Raw genomic sequence first — 20,806 nt, forward strand, 5'->3', positions numbered from 1 at the left:
GTTGAATCCCAGTTATCTGGTAGCTCGCTGAGGAGCTGTCCAGGCAGGAATAGCCGCAGCTCAGTTGTGAAGTTGCCGACAATAGGTACACACAAAGATGGCCAATACTTGACCCTTCCGGCGCGCCCGTGGAATTCGAGGTGAGGTGGAATACATTTCGCTTTCCACCGAATCGGTATCGCACGTATCCGGCGTCTATACGGGGGCCAGCCGAGTCCCCGATGACGCCTCCTCCGTGGTCGGCGCGGTGACCTCAAGCGGGCGGCGGACGTACACCGCCCAGGTCAGCACCGCGGCGGCCACGTAGCACAATGTGAACGCCCAGAACGCCGACGTCGCGGTACCGCTGTGCAGATACGACTGCCGCAGTGCCAGATTGACGCCGACGCCACCGAGGGCGCCGATCGCCCCGGCGAGTCCGATCAGTGCGCCAGACATCGAACGCGACCACTGCCGGCGCTCCGTCTCGCCCATCTGCTGCGAGTGGCTACGCGCCTCGAAGATCGACGGAATCATCTTGTACACCGACCCATTGCCGATACCGGACAGGATGAACAGCGCGACGAAGCCGATCACGTAACCGACCATCGTTGCCGCGGGAGTCCGGCCGGCGCCATGGCTGCCGAAAGTGCTTGCACTGACCAAGATTCCAGCAGCCAGGATCATCGAACAGAAGACGGCGAGGGTGACCCTGCCGCCACCGATGCGGTCCGCCAGCTTTCCGCCGTACACCCGCGACATCGATCCCAAAAGTGGCCCCAGGAAAGCGATCTGTGCGGCATGCAGCGAGGCCTGTGCCGTGTTCTCGCCGCTGGCGATGAAGTTCATCTGCAGCACCTGGCCGAACGCGAAGGAGAAACCGATGAAGGAGCCGAAGGTGCCGATGTACAGCAGCGCGATGACCCAGGTGTGCGGCTCGGACAGCACCGCCCTCATGGTGTTCGTATCGATGCGGTAGTGCTGCAGGTTGTCCATGTAGAGCGCGGCGCCGATACCCGCGATCGCCAGCAGCACAAGGTAAATCGCGCACACCCAATAGGGCTCCCGGTTTCCGGCGGCCGCGATGACCAGCAGGCCGACCAGCTGCACCACCGGTACACCGAGGTTGCCGCCACCCGCGTTGACCGCCAGCGCCCAACCCTTGAGACGTTGCGGGTAGAACGCGTTGATGTTCGTCATCGACGACGCGAAGTTGCCGCCACCCAGGCCGGCCAGCGCGGCGCACACCAGGTACGGCCACAGCGGAAGGCCGGGGTGAGCCAGCAGCAGCATGGTGCCCACGGTCGGGATCAACAGCACCAGCGCGGAGAACACGGTCCAGTTGCGGCCGCCGAACTTCGCGGTGGCAAACGTGTAGGGAAAGCGCAGGCACGCACCTACCAGCGTTGCGGTGGCGCCGAGCAGGAATTTGTCCCCGGCGGAAAAGCCGTACACCGACGCGGGCATGAACAACACCATCACCGACCAGATCGACCAGATCGAGAAGCCGATGTGTTCGGCGGCCACCGACCAGATCAGATTGCGACGGGCGATCTTGTCGTTGCCGGCCTCCCAGGCCGCGGTGTCTTCGGGGTCCCAGTCCGAAAGGACATGCGAACGGCCCAGCGAGAGTTTCATGGGGCTCCAATCGTGATCGCTCTTGGCGACAACGCTAGGAATGCTTTGTTGCCCCTCCGCTGCCCGCAATGACCCGGGCGTGAAATTCCGCTCACCCACCGAAAGTGGGCGGTGTGAGGGCGGTCAATCGATGTGGCGAGCACCACAACAACGACGTCGAGCGCAACTACGACTCACACTGTAGCGGACTGGCTTGTGATGAATCACGCTGATATCGGCGAGATTTCGAGCACACCGGCTACCAAACGTCACCCTCGCGCCAATCGCACATCAGCTCCGCGGAAGTGTCCAAGCCGATCATGACCGGGAAGACGAATATCGCTCCGTCGTTGTCGGGCGTGTGCGTTGGGCCGGTCGGGCTGAGCACCGACGTCCGACCTTGCCAGGGCACCCAGCCGCGGGCGGCATACAGACTGCGGGCCCGGTTCGAGGAACTCAACGCCCCCAGCTGATAGGCGCCACGCATCACCTGCTCGACTCCGTCCAGCAAGGCGTGCACCAGCCCCTGCCCGCGATGGTCCTCCCGCACCGCGACTCCTTCGACGTAGCCACAGCGCAGCGCGTTGCCCTCGTAGAACAAGCGCCGCTGGACCACCGCGGCGTGCGCGATGATCGCGCCGTGATGGCAGATCAGGGCGTGCATGCCGCCCAGGGCATGCTCCCAGTCGCTCTCGGTGAAATCGCCGGCGAAGGCCTCGGTGACCATCTGGTGGATGCGCTGGCGGGCATCGCCGTCGAGATCGGCAGTGTGAACCAGGCGTGCGGTGTGGACCTGGAGAAGCACACCCCCTGTCTACCAGTCTGGTTGCCGGGCCCGCATCACGAGAACGGAGAGCTGTGCGATTGGCCCCCCACCAGAGACCGTGGCCGCGCCCAGTGCAGGCGCACTCGCTGGCCCGCCCGCACCTGGGCGACCTTGTCGATGTCCTCGTCGATCACCACACCGACGACTGGGTAGCCGCCGGTAATCGGATGGTCGGGCCCCAGGATCACCGGTAACCCGTTGGGCGGCACCTGAATCGCCCCTCGGGTGGCGCCCTCGCTGGGCAGCTGCCGATCGGGGAAGCGGTACTGCAGCGGGCGGCCGGTCAACCGCATTCCGACCCGGTCGCTGCGGTCGGAGGACACCCAGTCGGTGTGGACCAGGACGTCGGGATCGACGAACCAGTCGTCGCGTGGTCCGGGTACCACCAACAGCTCGACCGTGTCGCCGCTGACGGCCGCCACGGGAGCCTGGTCGAGTTCGGGGTACTCGTCGGTGTGCGCACCGACCGGCAGCTGGTCTCCGGTGGCCAGCGGTGCCGGGCCTATCGCCGACATCACGTCGTAGCTTCGCGAGCCCAGCACCGGCTCCACGGAAATGCCCCCGCGCACCGCCAGGTAGGTGCGTAGGCCGGCTCTCGGGGTGCCCAGCGAAATCACTTGGCCGTCGCGGACATGGTGAATGCTGTTGGTGCCGAACTTGATTCCGTTGACCGACGGGTCGGTATCGGCGCCCGTCACCGCAATATCGACGTCGCCGCCGTGCACCCGGGCCGCGAAACCGCCGAAGGTCACCTCGACGGTGGCGCGGTCGTCGGGATTGGCGACCAGCCGGTTGGCGAGTTTGTGCGAGCGGCGGTCGGCGGCGCCGGACCGGCCGACACCGAGGTGAGCCTGCCCGATCCGGCCGAGATCCTGGACGACGGCCAGTGGTCCGGTGCGCAGGATTTCCAGGCTGACAACTGGGTTTGTCACGGCTTGCTCCTTGGTTACGCGGCCCGGAATTGAACCCACATGCCCTGCGTCAGCAGCGCCGGATCCGGTCGCACCAGGTCCCACAGGACCGCCTCGGTGCGACCGATGAGCTGCCAGCCGCCGGGGGATTTGCGCGGGTACACCGCACTGAACTCACCCGCAAGCGCCACCGACCCGGCGGGTACCGCGGTGCGTGGCTCGGCGCGGCGGGGCACCCGCAGGCGGGGGTCGCCGTCGACCAGGTACGCGAAACCTGGTGCGAATCCGCTGAATCCGACTCGCCACAAGGTGGAAGTGTGAGCGTTGATGACCTGTGCTGTGGTCAGCCCGGTGTGGCCGGCGACCTCGGCGAGGTCTGGACCGTCGTAAACGACGTCGATCACCACGTCGGCGGTGCGCTGCGCCGGGGCGACCCGCTCGGCGGTGACCCGCAGTTTGCGTAGTCGCTGACGGATGACGCCCTGATATCGCGGGCCGTCGAGCTTGACCAGCACCGTGCGGGCGGCGGGAACGATGTCGAGCACACCGGGCAACGCGGCCGCGCGCAGTGCGTCCGCCCATGCCAATACCTCTGCGGTGCTGCCACATTGCACCAGCAGGGCCTGGTCGCCGTAGTCGAGAACGACATTGCCGACCAGTTCGGTCGGCAGGTCCGCAGGGAGATCAGTAACGCTCATTACTCGACGGTAACCTCGGAATCGGGGCAGGCGGGAGGGGGCGGCGCCAGATTTTCGAGCACTGCCAGAGGTGCCTTAGCGAACGCTCAAAGAGACGGGGTCTTATCCGAGGATCTTGCCGATCAGCGGGGGTAGCTGGTCGGCGACCACCGGGTAGCTCAGTACCGACGAGAATGCGATGGCACCGGCCTGGTCCTTGGTGGTGAAGACATGGCGGTTCTGCGCGGTCGCCTGCGATCCCGCTATCTCGGGGTCGGCCAGCAGGGACTTTTGCTGGTCGGGACTCTCGGTCGTCCAGATCACCACGTCGGCGGAATCGAGCACCGTTTTGATGTGATCGCGGGGGATGACGGCGCGGTGTCCGTTGACGAAAGGCTTGAGGCTGTCGGCGATCACCAGGCCCATCTGGTTCAGGAAATCGGTTCGCCAGCCCGCCGCGGCGGCGACCACCGTGCCCTGGAACAGGCTGCCCTGCATCAGCAATGCCTTCTTGGCTTGCCACTGCGGATGGTTCTGCGACACCGCGACGAACTGCTTGTCGACGGCGTCGATCAGCGACTTCATCTGGTCGGCCCGGAACACCGCTTGGCCGATCGTGGTGGCCTGGTCTTTCCACGGCTCGAAGAAGGCGTCGCCGTCGGATTGCGCGACGGTCGGGGCGATCGCGGACAGCTTCTGATAGGTGTCGGCATCGACGCCGGCATTGACGGCCACGATCAAATCGGGCTTCAGGCCGGCGATCTGGTCGACGGGAATTCCGTTGTCCAGGTTCAACACCACGGGTTGCGCGCCGCCGAGCTTGGGCTGGGCCCATGGCCACACCGCGAACGGCTGGTCACCGAACCAGTTGGTCACCGCGATCGGCACGATGCCAACCGCAAGTAGGTCGTCCTGCTCCGTGTAGCCCGCACTGACCACACGCTTGGGTGGCTGCTTGATGACGGTCTGACCGAAAAGGTGGGTGATCGTCACGCCTTCGGCGCCAGGGGCGTTCGGCGCCGGTTTGGGTGACGAGCACCCCGCTGTCGCGGCGGCCACAGCAGCACCGGCGAGCTGCAAGAACCCCCGCCGATTCCATCCCTGTCGCATCGCGTGAGAGTATCGCGTCGCCGAGTCTGACCTGCAGCGCCGCGCGGTTTTGCCGCTCGGCCCGGGGGCCGATCGGTCGCCGGCATCGGGCGGTTCGCCCGTACCCGCGTCGCCGGGCCGGGAAGCCGGCGGGGTGTGGCGAAGCCCCTACCGTTTCCAAGGGCTGTAATCGGCGATCAGCTCCTGCTGCGGCGGGCGCTGGTCGTCGGGAATGTGCTGCAGGTTGATCCGGATCCGGTACCAGATCGAACTCGGCCCGCGCATGCCGTCGACGAGCACGTCGGCGGGCCGCAAACGCGCGGCCACCGTGGGGTGGCGGCCGCGCCAGGTGTCCAGCGCGGCCATCGCCTCGTCCTTGGTCTTGGTCCGGGCGATCTCGATCAACGGCATCGAGGACTGGCGCCGGCCGTCGGAACGCTTTCCCGAACCCCGCGGCGCCCGCTCCGGGGGACCCAGCTCCTCGGCCAGCATGAGCAGCCGGTCCAGCTCGCCGACCGCCTCGTCCATCCCCGCCCACGGGTCGCCGATCTCGGCGAACCGATCTGGCACGGTGGCGATTGTGAACGCCTCCGGCCGGCAGTCGGCCACCTCGTCCCAATGCAGCGGCGTCGACACCCGGGCATCCGGAGTGGCCCGCACCGAGTACGCCGACGCGACGGTGCGGTCCTTGGCGTTCTGGTTGAAGTCGACGAAAACGCCCTCGCGCTCTTCCTTCCACCAGCGGCTGGTCGCCGCCTCGGGCACCCGCCGCTCGACTTCCCGGGCCACGGTTTGGGCGGCCAGCCGGACCTGCCGGAATTCCCAGCGCGGCGCGATGCGGGCGTAGATGTGAAAGCCCCGCGATCCGGACGTCTTCGGCCACGCGACCAGGCCGTAGTCCTCGAGCACCTCGCGGGCCACCAAGGCGACGTCGACGATCCGTTGCCAGTCGACCCCGGGCATCGGGTCCAGGTCGACACGCAGCTCGTCGGGGTGATCGAGGTCGCCGGCGAGCACCGGATGCGGGTTGAAGTCCACGCAGCCCAGGTTGACCGCCCACGCCAGCCCGGCGGCGTCGTGGATGACGGCTTCCGCGGCGGACGTGCCCCGCGCGTAGTGCAGTTCGGCAACGTCGACCCAGTCCGGGCGTTTCGTCGGCGCGCGCTTCTGAAACACCGCCTCTTCCGCGATCCCCTTGACGAAGCGCTTCAGGATCATGGGCCGCCCGGCCACCCCGCGCAACGCTCCGTCGGCGACCGACAGGTAGTACCGGACCAGATCGAGCTTGGTGTAAGGCCCTGTGTCACCTCGGGCTTCGAACACGACTTTGTCGGGATGGGTGATGGTGACCTGGTGCCCGGCAACCTCCAACGATGCTGGGCCGGTCATGAGATTCATCGTAATTCCGGGATAATTTTCTGGCCGCGTTGCGACCCGCGTCACATATGGTGAGCGTATGCCTAACCTTCCTGGCCTGCCCGGGCAAGCCGTTTCCAAGGTCCAGCAGTACGTCGAACGCGGCTCGGCCGAACTGCACTACGTGCGGAAAATCTTCGAGGCGGGCGCGTTCAAGCTGGAGTCGCCGCTGAAGACCGCCGCAATGGCAACCGACATCGCGAAGTGGGGCGAGTTCGGCATGCTGCCCTCGCTCAACGCCAGGCGTACTCCCGATCGCGCGGCGCTCATCGACGAAGACGGCGAATTCAGCTATCGAGAGCTCGATGAGGCCGCCCACGCGGTGGCAAACGGCCTGATCGACAAGGGCGTCAAGGGCGGCGACGGCGTCGCTATCCTGGCCCGCAACCATCGTTGGTTCGTCATAGCCAATTACGGCGCGGCCCGGGTCGGCGCCCGCATCATCCTGCTCAACAGCGAATTCTCCGGACCGCAGATCAAAGAGGTCTCCGAGCGCGAGGGCGCCAAGGTGATCATCTACGACGACGAGTACACCAAGGCGGTCAGCAAGGCCGAGCCCGAACTCGGCAAGCTGCGCGCCCTGGGCACCAATCCGGACAGCGACGAGGACTCGGGCAGCACCGACGAGACGCTCGCCGACCTGATCAAGCGCAGCAGCAAGGAGCCCGCTCCCAAGGCTGCCAAGCACGCGTCGATCATCATCCTGACCAGCGGGACCACCGGCACGCCCAAGGGTGCGAACCGCAGCACCCCGCCCACCCTGGCCCCCGTCGGCGGCATCCTGTCGCACGTGCCGTTCAAGGCGAACGAGGTCACCTCGCTGCCGGCGCCGATGTTCCATGCGCTCGGATATCTGCACGCCACGATTGCGATGTTCCTGGGTTCCACGCTGGTGCTGCGGCGCAAATTCAAGCCGCCGCTGGTGCTGGAGGACATCGAGAAGCACAAGGTGACGGCCATGGTCGTGGTGCCGGTGATGCTGTCGCGCCTCCTGGACACGCTCGAGAAGATGGACAAGAAGCCCGACCTGTCCAGCTTGAAGATCATCTTCGTGTCCGGATCACAGTTGGGCGCCGAGCTGGCCAACCGCGCGCTCAAGGACATCGGTCCGGTCATTTACAACATGTACGGCTCGACGGAGATCGCGTTCGCGACGATCGCCCGTCCCGAGGACCTCGAGAAGAACGCGTCGACGGTTGGCCCGGTCGTCAAGGGTGTGAAGGTCAAGATCCTCGACGACAACGGCAACGAGTTGCCCCAGGGCGACGTCGGACGCATCTTCGTCGGCAATGCCTTCCCGTTTGAGGGCTACACCGGCGGCGGCCACAAGCAGATCATCGACGGCTTGATGTCGTCCGGCGACGTCGGTTATTTCGACGAAGACGGTCTGCTGTACGTCAGCGGCCGCGACGACGAGATGATCGTCTCCGGCGGTGAGAACGTCTTCCCGGCCGAGGTCGAGGACCTGATCAGCGGGCACGAAGCGGTGGTGGAGGCTACCGCGATCGGTGTCGAAGACAAGGAGTGGGGCCACCGGCTGCGCGCCTTCGTGGTGAAAAAGGAAGGCTCCGACGTCGACGAGGACACCATCAAGCACTACGTGCGCGACCACTTGGCCCGCTACAAGGTGCCCCGCGAAGTGATCTTCCTCGAGGAGCTGCCGCGCAACCCGACCGGCAAGGTCCTGAAGCGAGAGTTGCGCGAAATGGAGATCGACTAGCGGCGGGGCGGGCCGGCCTAGCGCCGGTCCTGAATCTTCCGGGTGATCTGGGCTGCGAGTTTGGGATCGGCCAGAAGCTGGTCGATCAGCGCGGTGAGCACCTCTTGGCCGGTCACTCGTGCCACGCCCAGGCGGTCGGCGGCTTCACGCTGCCAGATGTCGAGCGATCGGTGGGTGGCGGCCGGGAGGTCGACGGTGCGCCGGGTCCGTTGGATACGTGCTGGCTGTTCGCCTGCGGACCGCGATCGGGAATCCGTGGGCTCGGTGACTGTCCGTTGGGGACGGGGCTGTCGGAAGCCGGTGATGCGTTCGGTGGGTGCGCCGTCTCCCGAGGGGGTCGCCGCGGACATCTGCGCGCGGAACGCTCCGGCGCCGGGCCCGAGGTGACCGGGGTTGAAGCTCACTGGGGCGACCATCCCTCCCATGGATCCCAATCAGTAGATCAGTGCATTGCGTTGCACGTTGCTCACCGATTGTCTCACTGACACCAGCGTAGGTCGCGTCGTGCGGGGTCGGGTGTTCCCGGCCGCATACGGCGCGGCGCCGGCGGCCCCAGCCGCGAGTAGGGGCGCCACCAGCGGAAATTCCGAGGAATAGCTGAAGAAAATACGGTGTGGGGGATAATGGACAACACCCGTTGCCCGATCCGGCTATTGCACCCACCAATTTTCGGTTACCGTGATCACCGGTATAAACGATGCATAAATACGAAAGTAATGACGTACTGAAACGCGAGAATCCGTACTTCAGTACGTCAGTAGATGCGGTTCTAGCTGCGCTAATAACTAGCTCAGTGACTACTGAACTCAGTATCGGCACGTGTCAGGAATGGTGTAATTATGAAATACGTAAATGTGGAATTCGCCAAAAGCGTAAAGTATTAGTCTGACACCAAATTCACAGCCGGAATTAGTGCCATTGCTATTGTTTGCCCAGAAATTTATGCGTAGCGTTTCGGGATGTCGGGGAACTCTCGGAAGGAGCTCATCACATGAATTCACTGCGATCGATTCGCGGCGTCGCCGCTGGCGCGATCGGGGCCGGCGCGGTGGCCGGAGCCATGCTGTTCGGCGGCATCCCAGCCGCACAGGCCGCACCGGCGCCCGCCCCTGCCACCAGCTTCGAAACTGTCGGGCCGCACGGCGGCGCACCGCTGAGCCCCGGCGTGCTGCCGGAACGGCCCGGAGGCCACGGTTGGGGTCACGGTGGCTGGGGCCATGGCGGCTTTGGCCACGGTTGGGGTCACAGCGGCTGGGGCCATGGCGGCTTTGGCCGGGGTTGGGGTCACGGCGGCTGGGGCCACGGGTGGGGCCATTTCTGGCGCCCGTGGTTCTGACCATGAGCGCGAGGTCGGTCAGCCTGGTCCTGCCAAGTCATCGGCTGACCGACCCGCATTTGGGGGGGTAAACCACGCCGGTCTGACAATCTCAGGCCGGCGTGGCCCCGCCCTCAACAGACGTCCATGCCGACCCGGAACCGGCTCCGGGTCGGCATGGACTTTGTTTACGGGTCGCGGGGCAGGCCCAGCAGTCGCTCGGCGATGATGTTGAGCTGCACTTCCGACGTGCCGCCGTAGATGGTGGTGGCCCGGCTGGCCAGCAGGTACTCGCCCCACTTGCCCGGCAGTTGATCGGGATCACCGATCGCGGCATCGGTGCCGAAGGACGACACGGCGAATTCGGCGTAGCCCTGGCCGGTGCGCATCGACAACAGCTTGGAGATCGCGGCGGACGGCATGGCGTCGCCGCCGGCCAGCGTCAACAGTGTCGAACGCAGGTTCAACACCTTGGCGGCGTGTCCTTCGGCGATCAACTGCCCGGCCCGGTGTTGCGCGACCTGATCGAACTGGCCGTCGCGAACGAACTCCACGAACTGGGGAAGGGTCGCCAGGAAATTCGCGTCGCTGCTGCCGATCGACACCCGCTCCGCGGTCAGCGTGTTGCGGCTGACCTCCCAGCCGCGGTTGACCTCGCCCAGCACGCAGTCGTCGGGCACGAACACGTCGTCGATGTAGACGGTGTTGAACATGGCGTTCCCGGTGAGCTCACGCAACGGCTTGACCGTCACGCCTTCGCTCTTCATGTCCAGCAGGAAGTAGGTGATGCCATTATGTTTTGGAGCGCTGGGCTCACTTCTCGCCAGCAGCGCGCCCCACTGCGAGTACTGCGCGGCGGTGGTCCAGATCTTCTGGCCGGTAATGCGCCAGCCGCCGTCGGCCCGGGTTGCCTTCGTCGTCAGCCCGGCCAGGTCCGATCCGGCTCCCGGCTCGGAGAACAGCTGGCACCAGATCATCTCGCCGCGAAAGGTCGGTGGCAGGAACCGCTGTTTTTGCTCCTCGGTTCCGAACGCGACGATCGACGGGATGATCCACGCCGCGATGCCGACCTGCGGCCGCCTGACCCGGCCGGCGGCGAACTCCTGGGCGATGATGACCTGCTCGACCGGGCTGGCCGCCCGGCCCCACGGCGCGGGCAGATACGGCAACACCCAGCCGCCTTCGGCGAGTGCCACCGTGCGCGGCTCCCGGTCCATGGCCTTCAGCGCGGCGACCTCGGCGCGGATCTCGTCGCGTAGCTTTTCGGTCTCGGGATCCAGGTCGATGTCCACCGCCCGCATGCCGGTGGTGGTCGCGGTGTTGACCACTTTCTGTGGGTAGTCCGCGCCGCGGCCGAAGCAGGCGGCCAGCATCAGCGCCCGGCGGTAGTACACGTTCGTGTCGTGCTCCCAGGTGTAACCGATGCCGCCGTGTACCTGAATGCAGTCCTGGGTGCACCGCTGGGCGGCCGCCGGTGCCAGCGTCGCGGCCACGGCGGCCGCGAATTCAACGCCGGAGGCGACGATGTCCCCATCGTGCTGGCCGGCTTCGTCGATCGCGCGCGCCGCGTCCCAGACCGCCGCGGTCGCTCGCTCGGTGTCGGCGATCATTTCCGCGCACTTGTGCTTGATGGCCTGGAACTGGCCGATTGGTCTGCCGAACTGCTCCCGGATCTTGGCGTACTCCGACGCCGTATCGGTCGCCCAGCGCGCCACACCGATCGCCTCGGCGGACAGCAGCGTGGACATCAGCGCGTACGCGGTCGTCATGGTCAGGCTGCTCAACAAGGCATCGTCGCCGACCTCGACGGCGTCCGCGGTCACATGTGCGATCGGCCGCAACGGGTCCAGGCTCGTCACCGGTTGGATCTCGAGCTGGTGGGCGCGCAACACCACCCACTCGTCGCCGCTGTCGATCGCCACCGGGAGCACCAGCACCGAAGCCTGCGCCGCGGCGGGAACCGCGCGAACCTCGCCGCGGATCACCAGCAGGTCGCCCTTGCGGGTGGCGGTCAGACCGGAGTCCAGCGCGTAGGCCGCGATCGCGGCGCCGGAGGCCAGGTCGGCGAGCACTTTGGCGTCCGGGTCGTGCGAGGCGATCAGCGCACTGGCGATCGCCGACGGCACGAACGGCCCGGGCACGGCGCCGTAGCCGAACTCGGCCAGCACGATGGCCAGCTCGAGGAGGCCGAATCCCTGCCCGCCGACGAATTCCGAGAGGTGAACACCCTGCAGGCCTTGCTCGGCGGCCGCTTGCCAGTACGGCGGGGGGTTGTCGACCGGAGTCTCCATGGCCGCGTGCAGCACCTCCGACGGCGCGACGCGCGCGACCAGGGCTCGTACCGAGTCCGCCAGCTCTTGGTGCTCAGGGTTTATTGCGATCGGCATTGGTCGCCTTCCCATGTGTTCGGGGTTCGTTTCGGCCAAGCACTCATCAATCTAATAACCGGTGGGTTGGTTGACCACATCGGCCAGGGGCTCGCCGTCGCGCAGGCGGCGGCAGTTGGCGACGGCCTCGATCAGATAGCGCCGCATCGTGTCGACGGTGTACCAGGTGACGTGTGGCGTCAGCACGACGTTGTCCAGGTCGAATAGCGGGTTGCCGGAAGCCACCGGCTCTGTCTCGAAAACGTCGAGCCCCGCGGCGGCCAGCCCCCCGCCGCGCAGCGCGCCGACCAGCGCGTCTTCGTCGACGACGGCACCGCGCGACGTGTTGACCAGCACCGCGCTGGGTTTCATCAAGGCGATCGCATCCCGGTTGAGCAGATGATGGGTCTCGGCCGTCAACGGTAGGTGCAGCGAGACGATGTCGCTAACGCCCAGTAGCTCGGGCAGTGACCGCCAGCCGGGCCGTCCGTCGTCGCGTGTGCTCGTGTGCACGACGGTGGCGCCCATGGCGCCGACGATTTCACCGACCCGCTTGGCGATATTGCCGTAGCCCACCAGGCCGACGGTGCAGCCACCGATGTCGCGGACCGTCTCGCCCAGTTCGGGATCGAGCGGCCAGCCACGTCCTTGCCGGGTGGCGCGGTCCAGCGCCGGCAGCTTGCGCAACGCGGCGAGCATCAACAGCACCGTTCCCTCGGCGACCGACGGCGCATTGGCACCGGGCATGTTGGCGACGGCGACACCGCACTCCGTCGCGGCAGCCACGTCGATGGTGTTCACTCCGGCCCCGAGCTTGTGCACCAGCCGCAGCCGCTGTCCGCGCCGCAGGTCCTCGCCTGACAACGGTCGTAGTACGTGCCAGATCACGTCGGCTTCGGGCAGCTCGCGATAGAAGCCCTCGTCGTCATCCGCGGCACACCACCGGATGTCGAGCCAATGTGCTTCGGCAGCAAGGAAATCGAGGACTTTGTCACCGGGAACGAAGTGGGCGAGAACTCTCAGCGCCACCGCTTGCTGATCCACCTGGCGATGGTATCTGCTTGCTCGCTACGAGCGCCCGGGGTGGTGAAGTAGTGGTCGCTGTCGATCGAGGCCTGCGACTTGTCGGTGCCGGGGAGCGCGTCGTAGATGCGTTGGGCGTCAGACGGAAACACGCCCGTGTCGGCCTCGGCATTGATCACCAGGGCCGGGCAGGTGATGCGGCTCAGGTGCGGCTCGGCCCGGGTTTGCGCCACCCGCAGGCTCCACATGCCCAACCAGTTACGCAGTGTGCAGGACGCGGCGATGCCCTGTGCGGAGCGGTTGGCCTTGGCCGGCACCCCCGCGTAGCACAGGTTGGGCGTCCGCGTGGTGGGCTCGATGTTGGGATCGACCATTCGGGGATCGGCCCAGGTTCGCATGACCGAAAACGGGCGGTCGGAAAACCCAGCGGCGCGAACACGTTTGAGCTCCGTCTCGGCCCAGTCGGTGATTGCGTGATTACGCGCGATCTGCGCCGAGCGGTAGCTCGCGAGGAACTCCGGCGGGTACGGCGGGCCGTTGGCCTCATTGAACAGATCGAGTTCGGGAGCGGTGGCGACGGGATCGTTTTCGTCGACGACGGAGGCGTCCATCCACGAGGTCAACACCTCCGGGCGGCCGGGGTGCGCGGCAGTGGCGACGTAGCCGTCGGCTGGCGGCAATTCCGTCAGCCCGGCCGCGGGGCGCATGCCCTGCAACGGTGTCACATTCGGGTCGACGGCCTGTGACTGATAGGCGGCCATCAACGATCCGCCTCCCGAATTGCCCAGCAGTACAACCGTATCCACGCCTTGGACCTCGCGTAGCCAGCGCACCCCCACGCCGATGTCGACCAGTGCGTGGTCGAGCAGGAAGCTGGTTTCGAAACCGCGGAACCTGGTGTTCCAGCCGAGAAACCCGATACCCCGGATGGCCAGGTAATCGGCGAGATAGTGCTCGGAGAAGTCGATCTGGTAGTGCGTGGCGATCATGGCCAGCTTCGGCTTGCGTCCCACCCCGCGGTGGTACAGCCCCTGGCACGGATGGCCGCCCGCGCCGGCGCGCCCGGCGGTGGGCGACGGCAGGCCGACGAACTCGCGGATAACCCCTGCGTTGCCGCTATTGCGCGTCAATTCAGCGACCTTCCTTCGAGTAGATCGTTCGGTAGTAGATATTGGCGAGGGTCTGGATGCAGGCTTGGTCGTCTAGTTCCTCGGAGGTTGTCCGGCTGAGCTGGATGTAACAGAACTGGTTGAACATCGCCACGATCGCCTCGGCGATCAGCTGCGGGTCATCGCCGGAACAGTACCCCTCGTCTTGGGCTCGCCGGACCGTCTCAGCGATGAAAGTGATTGGGATATTGCAGATTTCGTCCCAGTACTGCGCGAAGTCGTCGTTGACCATCGCCAGCTGGGACACGCTGATCACCTCGGCGAGCCGGTTGCGGTAGGTGTGCCAGTGCGCGGCTGCCGCCTCGTGGGCGCGCTGCCGGTTGGACAGGCCGTGCCCGGTCACCGTGCGTGCACGCTCGTTGGCCTCGTCACGAAAGCGCAGGGCCCATTGGCGGACCATCGCCTCTTTGGAGTCGTAGTAGTTGTAAAAAGATGCCGCCGAACGGCCGGCTTCGGCGGTGATGTCAGCAATGGTCGTTGCCAGAATTCCCTTGCGCGCGATCACCGTTCGTGCGGCGGCGTCGATCGCCGCCTGCGTCCGCCTGCCGCGGTACGTCGGGAACTCGGCCGGGCGGTTTCCCGGGCCGTCGGATTCCGCCGCGATCGACACCTGGTGTCCCTCCCTGGAGCAAATCTGAATCTGATGTTAGATTCAGTTTCACATCCTGGCCAGGCCCGCCGGTCGATGGGAGCCGAAACATGATCAAGCCCAACAACACCAACACCGAGTTCGAACTCGGCGGGATCAATCACGTTGCCCTGGTCTGCTCCGACATGGCTCGCACCGTGGACTTCTACACCAACATCCTCGGCATGCCATTGGTCAAGTCGCTCGATCTGCCCGGTGGGGCAGGGCAGCATTTCTTCTTCGATGCCGGCGACGGCGACTGTGTCGCGTTCTTCTGGTTCGCCGACGCACCCGACCGGGTGCCGGGCGTCTCGTCGCCAGGCGCCATCCCGGGTATCGGGGACATCACCAGCGCGGTCAGCACGATGAACCATCTCGCCTTCCACGTCCCGGCCGAGAAGTTCGACGCCTACCGGCAACAGCTCAAGGACAAGGGCGTACGAGTCGGACCGATACTCAACCACGACGAGAGCGCGATGCAGGTTTCCGCCACGGTGCACCCCGGTGTCTACGTGCGCTCGTTCTATTTTCAGGACCCCGACGGGGTCACACTTGAATTCGCCTGCTGGGTAAAAGAATTCGGTGAAGGTGACGCCCAGACGGTTCCCAAGACGGCGGCCGACCGGCGTCCCCGGGAGCACGCCGTAACCTAGTCGGCGAAACCGTGGCCGATCCGGGGGAGTCGTGATGACCGACGGCATTTTGACCGATGAGCAGATCGAGGCGCTGACACCCGAGCAGCGGCGTGACCTGATCACGCGACTGGAGGCTCCTCTGCACGAGGTGATCGACCCGATGCTGCTCGCGCGGATACGGCGCATCCGGCTGGGCCTGATGGTCGGCGGCTCGATCGCGATGATTCCCTGGCTGATCTATCTCTCCCTGACGCTGCCGGACAACTACGTCGCGCACAACTGGCCCGCGACCTGGATCGGCTTCGACATCCTGTTGGCCAGCTTCATGGTGGCGACAGCGGCTTTCGGTTACTTTCGCCGCCAGGTGCTGATGTTTGCGGCGTTCACCGCCGGCGTGCTGCTGATCTGCGACGCGTGGTTCGACCTGATGACCGCTGGGCCCAACGATGTCTGGTTGTCGGTGGTCACGGCGCTGGGCATCGAGGTGCCGCTGGCGATTTTCATGATCACGGGAGCGCATCGCATTTTGCGACTCACCATGATGCGCTTGTGGCTCCTGGATCCGAAGATGCGGCTTTGGCAGCTCCCGTTGTTCCCGTGACGCCGTACAGCCGCGGATGAGCGAGTTCGTCGAGCAGTGTCGCCAGCTGATCGACGAGTTGCTGGGGCTCTAGGTTTATCTCGCCGGCCAGCCAAGCGCTGATCATCTGTCCGACGCCGCCCACCGCGAAGTGCGCACCCGCTTTCATTGCGTTGTTGGCCGGCATCCGCAGCGCATCGCCGGCATGCTGGCCCAGCAGCATCGCGAACAGTGCGGTGGATTCGGCGCGTTTGCGCACGATCACGGCATCGGCGAGCTGGGTGCTGAAAAGCAGTCGTCCGACGCGGGGGTCACTGACGATCGTCCGCACGATGTTGGCCATCCCGGCGCGGGCCTGTTCGTGCGTCGGCACCGCCGCCACGGCGGCCGACGTGGTGGCGGCCAGGTCGGCAACCACCGAGTCGAAGACCGCGCCCACGAATCCGTCTCTGTCGCTGAAACTTTCGTAGAAATAGCGAGGGGTTAAGCCGGCTCGGCCGCAGACCGCCCGGACCGTCAACGCCGAGGTGTCCTGTTGGGCGCCCAGCAGGTCCAGGCCCGCGGTCAGCAGCCGCCCGCGCCTATCGGCCAGTCGGCGGCCGGCGTCGACGCCGCGGTAGGGCCGCTCGCTGGGGGTTTGCACCATGAACACCATCTTGACACCGCCGCACTGCCCCGACAATATCAGGAAACAGGCGTTGTCACATTTGGCGAATGAGCGGCGGAGAGGGTTTCCCGATGGCGATTCACGAAACGGTTCACCGGCCTGTCCCGCATGTCGAGCGGCCGGTCTCGGACCCGCCCCGTCCGTGGCGGGCCCGGCGCGGACGCGGCTTGGGGGTCGACGAAGGCCTGATGGGTGTGGCGCTGTTGGCCGGTCCGGCCAACGTGATCATGCAGCTGGCGCTTCCCGGCGTGGGCTATGGAGTGATGGAGAGTCGCGTCGAAAGCGGCCGGGTCGACTTGCACCCGATCAAACGGGCGCGTACCACCTTTACCTACCTGGCGGTGGCCACCGCGGGCAGCGATGCGCAGAAGGACGCTTTCCGGCGCGCGGTGAACAAGGCGCACGCACAGGTCTACTCCACCGCCGAAAGTCCGGTTCAATACCACGCTTTCGACGTCGATCTGCAGCTCTGGGTCGGCGCGTGTTTGTACAAGGGCGGGGTCGACATCTACCGGATCTTCAACGGGGAGCTGGATGACGAAGACGCCGAACGCAATTACCGCGAGGGCATGACGCTTGCCACCACGTTGCAGGTGCCGCCGGCAATGTGGCCGGCAGACCGGGTGGCCTTCGACCAGTACTGGCAGGAGTCGCTGAGCAAGATGCACATCGACGACGCCGTCCGGGACTACCTGTATCCGATCGCCGCGGGCCGGGTGCGCGGGGTGACGTTGCCGCGCCGGCTGCAGGCCAGGCTGGACAGCGTCAATTTGCTGATCACTACCGGGTTTCTGCCGCAACGGTTTCGCGACGAGATGCGATTGCCTTGGGACGCCAACAAACAGCGTCGGTTCGACCGGCTGATGGCGGTGCTGCGGACCGTGAACCGGCTGTTGCCGCGCTTCATTCGGCAGTTCCCGTTCAACATCCTGCTCTGGGATGTGGACCGCCGAATCAGGACGGGACGCCCGCTGATCTAGCGTGCCGCACGGCGGACCCATGATCCGCATTGATAACGACAATCATTTTCAGTAAGCTCTCGGCAATCCTTTAGCCTTCCCAGCCCAGGAGTTGCCGGTGACGACGTTGTCTGCCGCGGTCATTCCGTTCAGTCTCGGCGGGGGTGTCCGACGGTGACCGCACCGATTTGGATGGCGTCGCCACCGGAAGTGCACTCGACCTTGCTGAGCAGCGGTCCGGGGCCGGCGTCTCTGTTTGTCGCCGCGGCGGCGTGGAGTTCGATGAGTGCCGAATATGCCTCGGCGGCAGCGGAACTCAGCGGAGTGCTGGCGTCGGCTCGGGCCGCCGCATGGCAGGGGCCGAGCGCCGACTCCTACGTGGCGGCGCATGCCCCGTATCTGGAGTGGTTGGCGCAGGCCAGCGCGCACAGTGCCGCGGCGGCCGCACAGCATGAGACGGCGGGCACGGCCTACACCGCGGCGCTGGCGGCCATGCCGACCCTGCCGGAGCTGGCCACCAACCATGTCGTCCATGGGGCCTTGGTGGCGACGAATTTCTTTGGCATCAACATGATTCCGATCGCGGCCAACGAGGCCGACTACGCGCGCATGTGGGTTCAGGCCGCCGGCACGATGGCGACGTACGAAGCCGTTTCCGCGGCGGCGGCGGCGGTCACACCGCAGTCCGGCCCGGCGCCGCAGATCCTGAAACCCGAAGCTTCGATCGCGCCCGACCACGAAGAAGAGGACGACGACCACCACGGCCATGAACACGGGTTCGACAGCCCGCTCAACCGGTTCCTCGCCCAGATCCTGCGGCTTTTTGGACTCGATTGGGATCCTGTCGAGGCGACTCTCAACGGAGTGGCCTTCGACGACTACACGAACCCGGGCGAATTGCTCTGGTGGGTGGTTCGGGCCCTCGAACTTTTTCAGGATTTCCAGCGGTTTGGCGCCTTGTTGCGGGAAAACCCGGCGGCGGCCTTCGAGTTCATCACCGGCCTTGTGCTGCTCGACTGGCCCACCCACCTGGCCCAGCTCGCCAGTTGGCTGCCAACCCAGCCGCAGTTGCTGTTGGTGCCGATGCTGGTCGCGATCGCCCCGTTCGGCGCGGTGGGCGGTTTCGCGGGTCTCGCCGGGGTGCCGCACGACCCGGCACCCGCAGTGGCGCCGGCGCCACAACCCGCGGCCGCCAGCCTGCCGGCGGTGCTCGGGTCCACCCCCATCGCCGCTCCGGCCACTGCCCCCGCGTCGGCCCCGGCACCCGCGCCCACCCCCACGGTGAGCGCCGCGGCCAGTTCGGCGCCGCCGGCGCCGACGGCTCCCGCCGGACCAGGTTTTGCGCCGCCCTACTTCGTCGCGCCGCCCGGCATGGGGTTTGGCTCCAAAATGAGCGCTGCCGCTGCCGCGGGTGCGGAAAATAAGGCGCCGGAACCAGATCCGGCCGCAGCGCCGGCCGCGTCCGCGCGTGATGAAGTCCGGGTTCGCCGCCGGCGGGAGCGGCAGCACGGCCATGGCGACGAGTCCATGGACATGAACGTCGACGTCGACCCGGACTGGGGTGGGCCGGCGGCGACGGCGTCGGGCCGGGGCGCCGGGAATCTCGGATTCGCCGGCACGGCCCGCAAGGAGACCGCGACCGCGGCGGGCCTGACCACCCTGGCCGGGGACGAATTCGGGGGCGGGCCCAGCATGCCGATGATCCCGGGCACCTGGGACCTCGACGGCGGGCACGACCGCGACGGCTAGCGGGGATGCCTTTGCTCAATACCCGTTGCCCCCAGGGGGAAAGGCGTGTCGGCGCGGCGGCGTAAGGTCGGTCGAGTGCGTAGCGATGGCGATACCTGGGACATCACGACGAGCGTCGGTTCGACCGCGTTATTCGTAGCGACCGCGCGGGCGTTGGAGGCGCAAAAGCCTGACCCGCTGGTCGTCGACCCGTATGCGGAGATCTTCTGCCGCGCGGTCGGTGGTTCGTCGGCCGACGTCCTCGACGGTAAGGAACCCGACCACCAGCTCAAGAGCGCCGACTTCGGTGACCACTTCGTCAACTTCCAGGCTGCTCGCACGAAGTACTTCGACGAGTACTTCCTGCGGGCCGCCGACGCCGGTGTGCGTCAGGTCGTCATCCTGGCGGCCGGGCTCGATTCGCGCGCTTACCGGCTGGACTGGCCCGCCGCGACGACGATCTTCGAGCTGGACCGCCCGCAGGTCCTCGATTTCAAGCGTGAGGTGCTCACCGGCCACGGCGACCAACCGCGTGCGGAACGTCGCGAGATCGCGGTCGATCTGCGCGACGATTGGCCACAGGCGTTGCGGGACAGTGGCTTCGATCCCGGCAAGCCGTCGGCGTGGATAGCCGAGGGCCTGCTGATCTATCTGCCGGCCGCCGCCCAGGAGCAGCTGTTCACCGGCATCGACGGCCTGGCCGGACACGGCAGCCACGTCGCCGTCGAGGACGGCGCACCGCTGCAGCCCGACGAGTTCGAGGCCGCCGTCGCCGAAGAGCGTGCGGCCGCGGCCCAGGGCGACAAGCGCGTGTTCTTCCAGCTGGTCTACAACGAGCAACATGCCCCGGCCACTGAATGGTTCGGCCAGCATGGCTGGAACGCGGTCGGCACCCCCTTGGCCGATTACCTGCGCGAGGTCGGTCGTCCGGTCCCCGGACCGGAGACCGAAGCCGGGCCGATGATCGCCCGCAACACTCTGGTCAGCGCCGTCAGGGCCTGACTCGCAGCGAGCCCAGCGCCCCGCCTAGGCCGCAGGCCTGGGCGGGGAACTTTTCGGGTCGGGCAGCCGACTATTAACTGCCTGCTCGCGGCGCCGCTCATTTGCCGTGGCGGCCGTTGCACCTCAACCCGATCGGTAAGGAGTCGCTGCTGTGACCGCGCCGGTTCGGATGGCCCCAGCCCCGCGCCGGTGCGCGGCGATGAACGATCGGCACCGTGGCTTTCGCTATGTATGTGCTCATTCTGGGCCTGAAACCCCTATTGAATCCGGGCAAACCCCTGGGATTGGGACGAGCTCGTCCGTAACGTCGGGACGTGGGGCGGGGGCCCTGGTTTTCGCCGGAACGGTAGTCAAGGATTCGGCCGACGCGAGGGTTCGGCTCACGTGGGCGGGCGACGGGCCCTCGGCGTCGAAGGTGCTGGGTAGCGGAGATCGAGATCTGTTTGCTAATGAAAATCATTTTCACTAAGCTTTGCCGCCTAGGGAAGTGCGGCCAACA

19 protein-coding genes are annotated in these 20,806 nt (G+C 66.4%); 7 read left to right on the top strand and 12 right to left on the bottom strand.

Annotated features, from left to right (window positions below; genetic code table 11):
* Nucleotides 1–195: 195 nt before the first annotated feature.
* The 6 genes from OK015_RS04205 to OK015_RS04230 form a co-directional block, all read right to left on the bottom strand.
* Nucleotides 196–1,605, bottom strand: a complete 1,410-nt coding sequence (locus OK015_RS04205; protein ID WP_268132433.1) for a nitrate/nitrite transporter — start codon at nt 1,603–1,605, stop codon at nt 196–198.
* Between the two features lie 250 nt (nt 1,606–1,855).
* Nucleotides 1,856–2,401 (bottom strand): GNAT family N-acetyltransferase, encoded by a 546-nt coding sequence (locus OK015_RS04210; RefSeq protein WP_268129481.1) that lies wholly within the window; start codon nt 2,399–2,401, stop codon nt 1,856–1,858.
* Nucleotides 2,402–2,436: 35 nt separating this feature from the next.
* A complete protein-coding gene (locus OK015_RS04215; RefSeq protein ID WP_268129482.1) occupies nt 2,437–3,354 on the bottom strand; it encodes a 5-oxoprolinase/urea amidolyase family protein in 918 nt (305 codons plus the stop codon).
* 14 nt (nt 3,355–3,368) lie between these two features.
* The gene (locus tag OK015_RS04220) at nt 3,369–4,031 is read right to left on the bottom strand and encodes a 5-oxoprolinase subunit B family protein (protein WP_268129483.1); all 663 of its coding nucleotides are present in this window, start codon (nt 4,029–4,031) and stop codon (nt 3,369–3,371) included.
* A gap of 102 nt (nt 4,032–4,133) precedes the next feature.
* Nucleotides 4,134–5,120 (bottom strand): ABC transporter substrate-binding protein, encoded by a 987-nt coding sequence (locus OK015_RS04225; RefSeq protein ID WP_268129485.1) that lies wholly within the window; start codon nt 5,118–5,120, stop codon nt 4,134–4,136.
* Between the two features lie 147 nt (nt 5,121–5,267).
* Nucleotides 5,268–6,497 carry a DNA polymerase domain-containing protein gene (locus OK015_RS04230; protein WP_268129487.1) on the bottom strand — a complete coding sequence of 410 codons (1,230 nt, stop codon included), beginning with the start codon at nt 6,495–6,497 and terminating at the stop codon, nt 5,268–5,270.
* A gap of 58 nt (nt 6,498–6,555) precedes the next feature.
* Between OK015_RS04230 and fadD2 the strand changes: the two genes are divergently transcribed.
* Complete coding sequence (gene fadD2 / locus OK015_RS04235; RefSeq protein WP_268129489.1) at nt 6,556–8,235, top strand: long-chain-fatty-acid--CoA ligase FadD2; 1,680 nt, start codon at nt 6,556–6,558, stop codon at nt 8,233–8,235.
* A gap of 17 nt (nt 8,236–8,252) precedes the next feature.
* On the opposite strand, the gene OK015_RS04240 is transcribed toward fadD2, so the two are convergent.
* The gene (locus OK015_RS04240) at nt 8,253–8,639 is read right to left on the bottom strand and encodes an ATPase (RefSeq protein ID WP_268129490.1); all 387 of its coding nucleotides are present in this window, start codon (nt 8,637–8,639) and stop codon (nt 8,253–8,255) included.
* Nucleotides 8,640–9,226: 587 nt separating this feature from the next.
* On the opposite strand from OK015_RS04240, the gene OK015_RS04245 reads away from it, so the two are divergent.
* Nucleotides 9,227–9,571: a hypothetical protein gene (locus OK015_RS04245; protein WP_268129491.1), complete on the top strand. Its 345-nt coding sequence runs from the start codon at nt 9,227–9,229 to the stop codon at nt 9,569–9,571.
* Nucleotides 9,572–9,738: 167 nt separating this feature from the next.
* Here the strand turns inward: OK015_RS04245 and OK015_RS04250 are convergent, their stop codons facing one another.
* The 4 genes from OK015_RS04250 to OK015_RS04265 are packed head-to-tail and all read right to left on the bottom strand — an operon-like array spanning nt 9,739 to nt 14,712.
* Nucleotides 9,739–11,937 carry an acyl-CoA dehydrogenase gene (locus OK015_RS04250; protein WP_268129493.1) on the bottom strand — a complete coding sequence of 733 codons (2,199 nt, stop codon included), beginning with the start codon at nt 11,935–11,937 and terminating at the stop codon, nt 9,739–9,741.
* A gap of 51 nt (nt 11,938–11,988) precedes the next feature.
* Nucleotides 11,989–12,960, bottom strand: coding sequence for a 2-hydroxyacid dehydrogenase (locus OK015_RS04255; protein ID WP_268129494.1), 972 nt, complete (start codon nt 12,958–12,960; stop codon nt 11,989–11,991).
* Complete coding sequence (locus OK015_RS04260) at nt 12,936–14,069, bottom strand: alpha/beta hydrolase (RefSeq protein ID WP_268129496.1); 1,134 nt, start codon at nt 14,067–14,069, stop codon at nt 12,936–12,938. The genes OK015_RS04255 and OK015_RS04260 overlap by 25 nt, the downstream gene beginning before the upstream one ends.
* Nucleotide 14,070: 1 nt before the next feature.
* Entirely contained in the window at nt 14,071–14,712 is a 642-nt protein-coding gene (locus tag OK015_RS04265) for a TetR/AcrR family transcriptional regulator (protein WP_268132435.1), read from the bottom strand.
* A gap of 95 nt (nt 14,713–14,807) precedes the next feature.
* Here OK015_RS04265 and OK015_RS04270 point away from each other — a divergent pair, with 95 nt between their 5' ends.
* Together OK015_RS04270 and OK015_RS04275 are read left to right on the top strand one after the other, a co-directional pair.
* On the top strand, nt 14,808–15,389 hold the full coding sequence (locus tag OK015_RS04270) for a VOC family protein (protein WP_268129498.1): 582 nt from the start codon (nt 14,808–14,810) through the stop codon (nt 15,387–15,389).
* A 34-nt stretch (nt 15,390–15,423) separates the two neighbouring features.
* Nucleotides 15,424–15,972: a hypothetical protein gene (locus OK015_RS04275; RefSeq protein WP_268129500.1), complete on the top strand. Its 549-nt coding sequence runs from the start codon at nt 15,424–15,426 to the stop codon at nt 15,970–15,972.
* On the opposite strand, the gene OK015_RS04280 is transcribed toward OK015_RS04275, so the two are convergent.
* Nucleotides 15,905–16,606: a TetR/AcrR family transcriptional regulator gene (locus OK015_RS04280; protein WP_268129502.1), complete on the bottom strand. Its 702-nt coding sequence runs from the start codon at nt 16,604–16,606 to the stop codon at nt 15,905–15,907. The two genes, OK015_RS04275 and OK015_RS04280, sit on opposite strands and share 68 nt — an antisense overlap.
* An 83-nt stretch (nt 16,607–16,689) precedes the next feature.
* Here OK015_RS04280 and OK015_RS04285 point away from each other — a divergent pair, with 83 nt between their 5' ends.
* From OK015_RS04285 to OK015_RS04295, 3 genes are all read left to right on the top strand, one after another.
* Nucleotides 16,690–17,598 carry an oxygenase MpaB family protein gene (locus OK015_RS04285; protein ID WP_268132436.1) on the top strand — a complete coding sequence of 303 codons (909 nt, stop codon included), beginning with the start codon at nt 16,690–16,692 and terminating at the stop codon, nt 17,596–17,598.
* Nucleotides 17,599–17,751: 153 nt separating this feature from the next.
* Nucleotides 17,752–19,326 (top strand): PPE family protein, encoded by a 1,575-nt coding sequence (locus tag OK015_RS04290; RefSeq protein ID WP_268129504.1) that lies wholly within the window; start codon nt 17,752–17,754, stop codon nt 19,324–19,326.
* 75 nt (nt 19,327–19,401) lie between these two features.
* Nucleotides 19,402–20,307: a class I SAM-dependent methyltransferase gene (locus OK015_RS04295; protein WP_268129506.1), complete on the top strand. Its 906-nt coding sequence runs from the start codon at nt 19,402–19,404 to the stop codon at nt 20,305–20,307.
* Nucleotides 20,308–20,806 lie beyond the last annotated feature (499 nt).

Source organism: Mycobacterium sp. Aquia_216, assembly GCF_026723865.1.
GTDB lineage: Bacteria > Actinomycetota > Actinomycetes > Mycobacteriales > Mycobacteriaceae > Mycobacterium.

Excerpts from the sequence above, each read along its gene's own strand:
- OK015_RS04220 (WP_268129483.1), bottom strand. The coding sequence starts at position 4,031 with ATGAGCGTTACTGATCTCCCTGCGGACCTGCCGACCGAACTGGTCGGC.
- OK015_RS04225 (WP_268129485.1), bottom strand. The coding sequence starts at position 5,120 with ATGCGACAGGGATGGAATCGGCGGGGGTTCTTGCAGCTCGCCGGTGCT.
- OK015_RS04230 (WP_268129487.1), bottom strand. The coding sequence starts at position 6,497 with ATGAATCTCATGACCGGCCCAGCATCGTTGGAGGTTGCCGGGCACCAG.
- fadD2 (WP_268129489.1), top strand. The coding sequence starts at position 6,556 with ATGCCTAACCTTCCTGGCCTGCCCGGGCAAGCCGTTTCCAAGGTCCAG.
- OK015_RS04245 (WP_268129491.1), top strand. The coding sequence starts at position 9,227 with ATGAATTCACTGCGATCGATTCGCGGCGTCGCCGCTGGCGCGATCGGG.
- OK015_RS04250 (WP_268129493.1), bottom strand. The coding sequence starts at position 11,937 with ATGCCGATCGCAATAAACCCTGAGCACCAAGAGCTGGCGGACTCGGTA.
- OK015_RS04270 (WP_268129498.1), top strand. The coding sequence starts at position 14,808 with ATGATCAAGCCCAACAACACCAACACCGAGTTCGAACTCGGCGGGATC.
- OK015_RS04275 (WP_268129500.1), top strand. The coding sequence starts at position 15,424 with ATGACCGACGGCATTTTGACCGATGAGCAGATCGAGGCGCTGACACCC.
- OK015_RS04280 (WP_268129502.1), bottom strand. The coding sequence starts at position 16,606 with ATGGTGTTCATGGTGCAAACCCCCAGCGAGCGGCCCTACCGCGGCGTC.
- OK015_RS04285 (WP_268132436.1), top strand. The coding sequence starts at position 16,690 with ATGGCGATTCACGAAACGGTTCACCGGCCTGTCCCGCATGTCGAGCGG.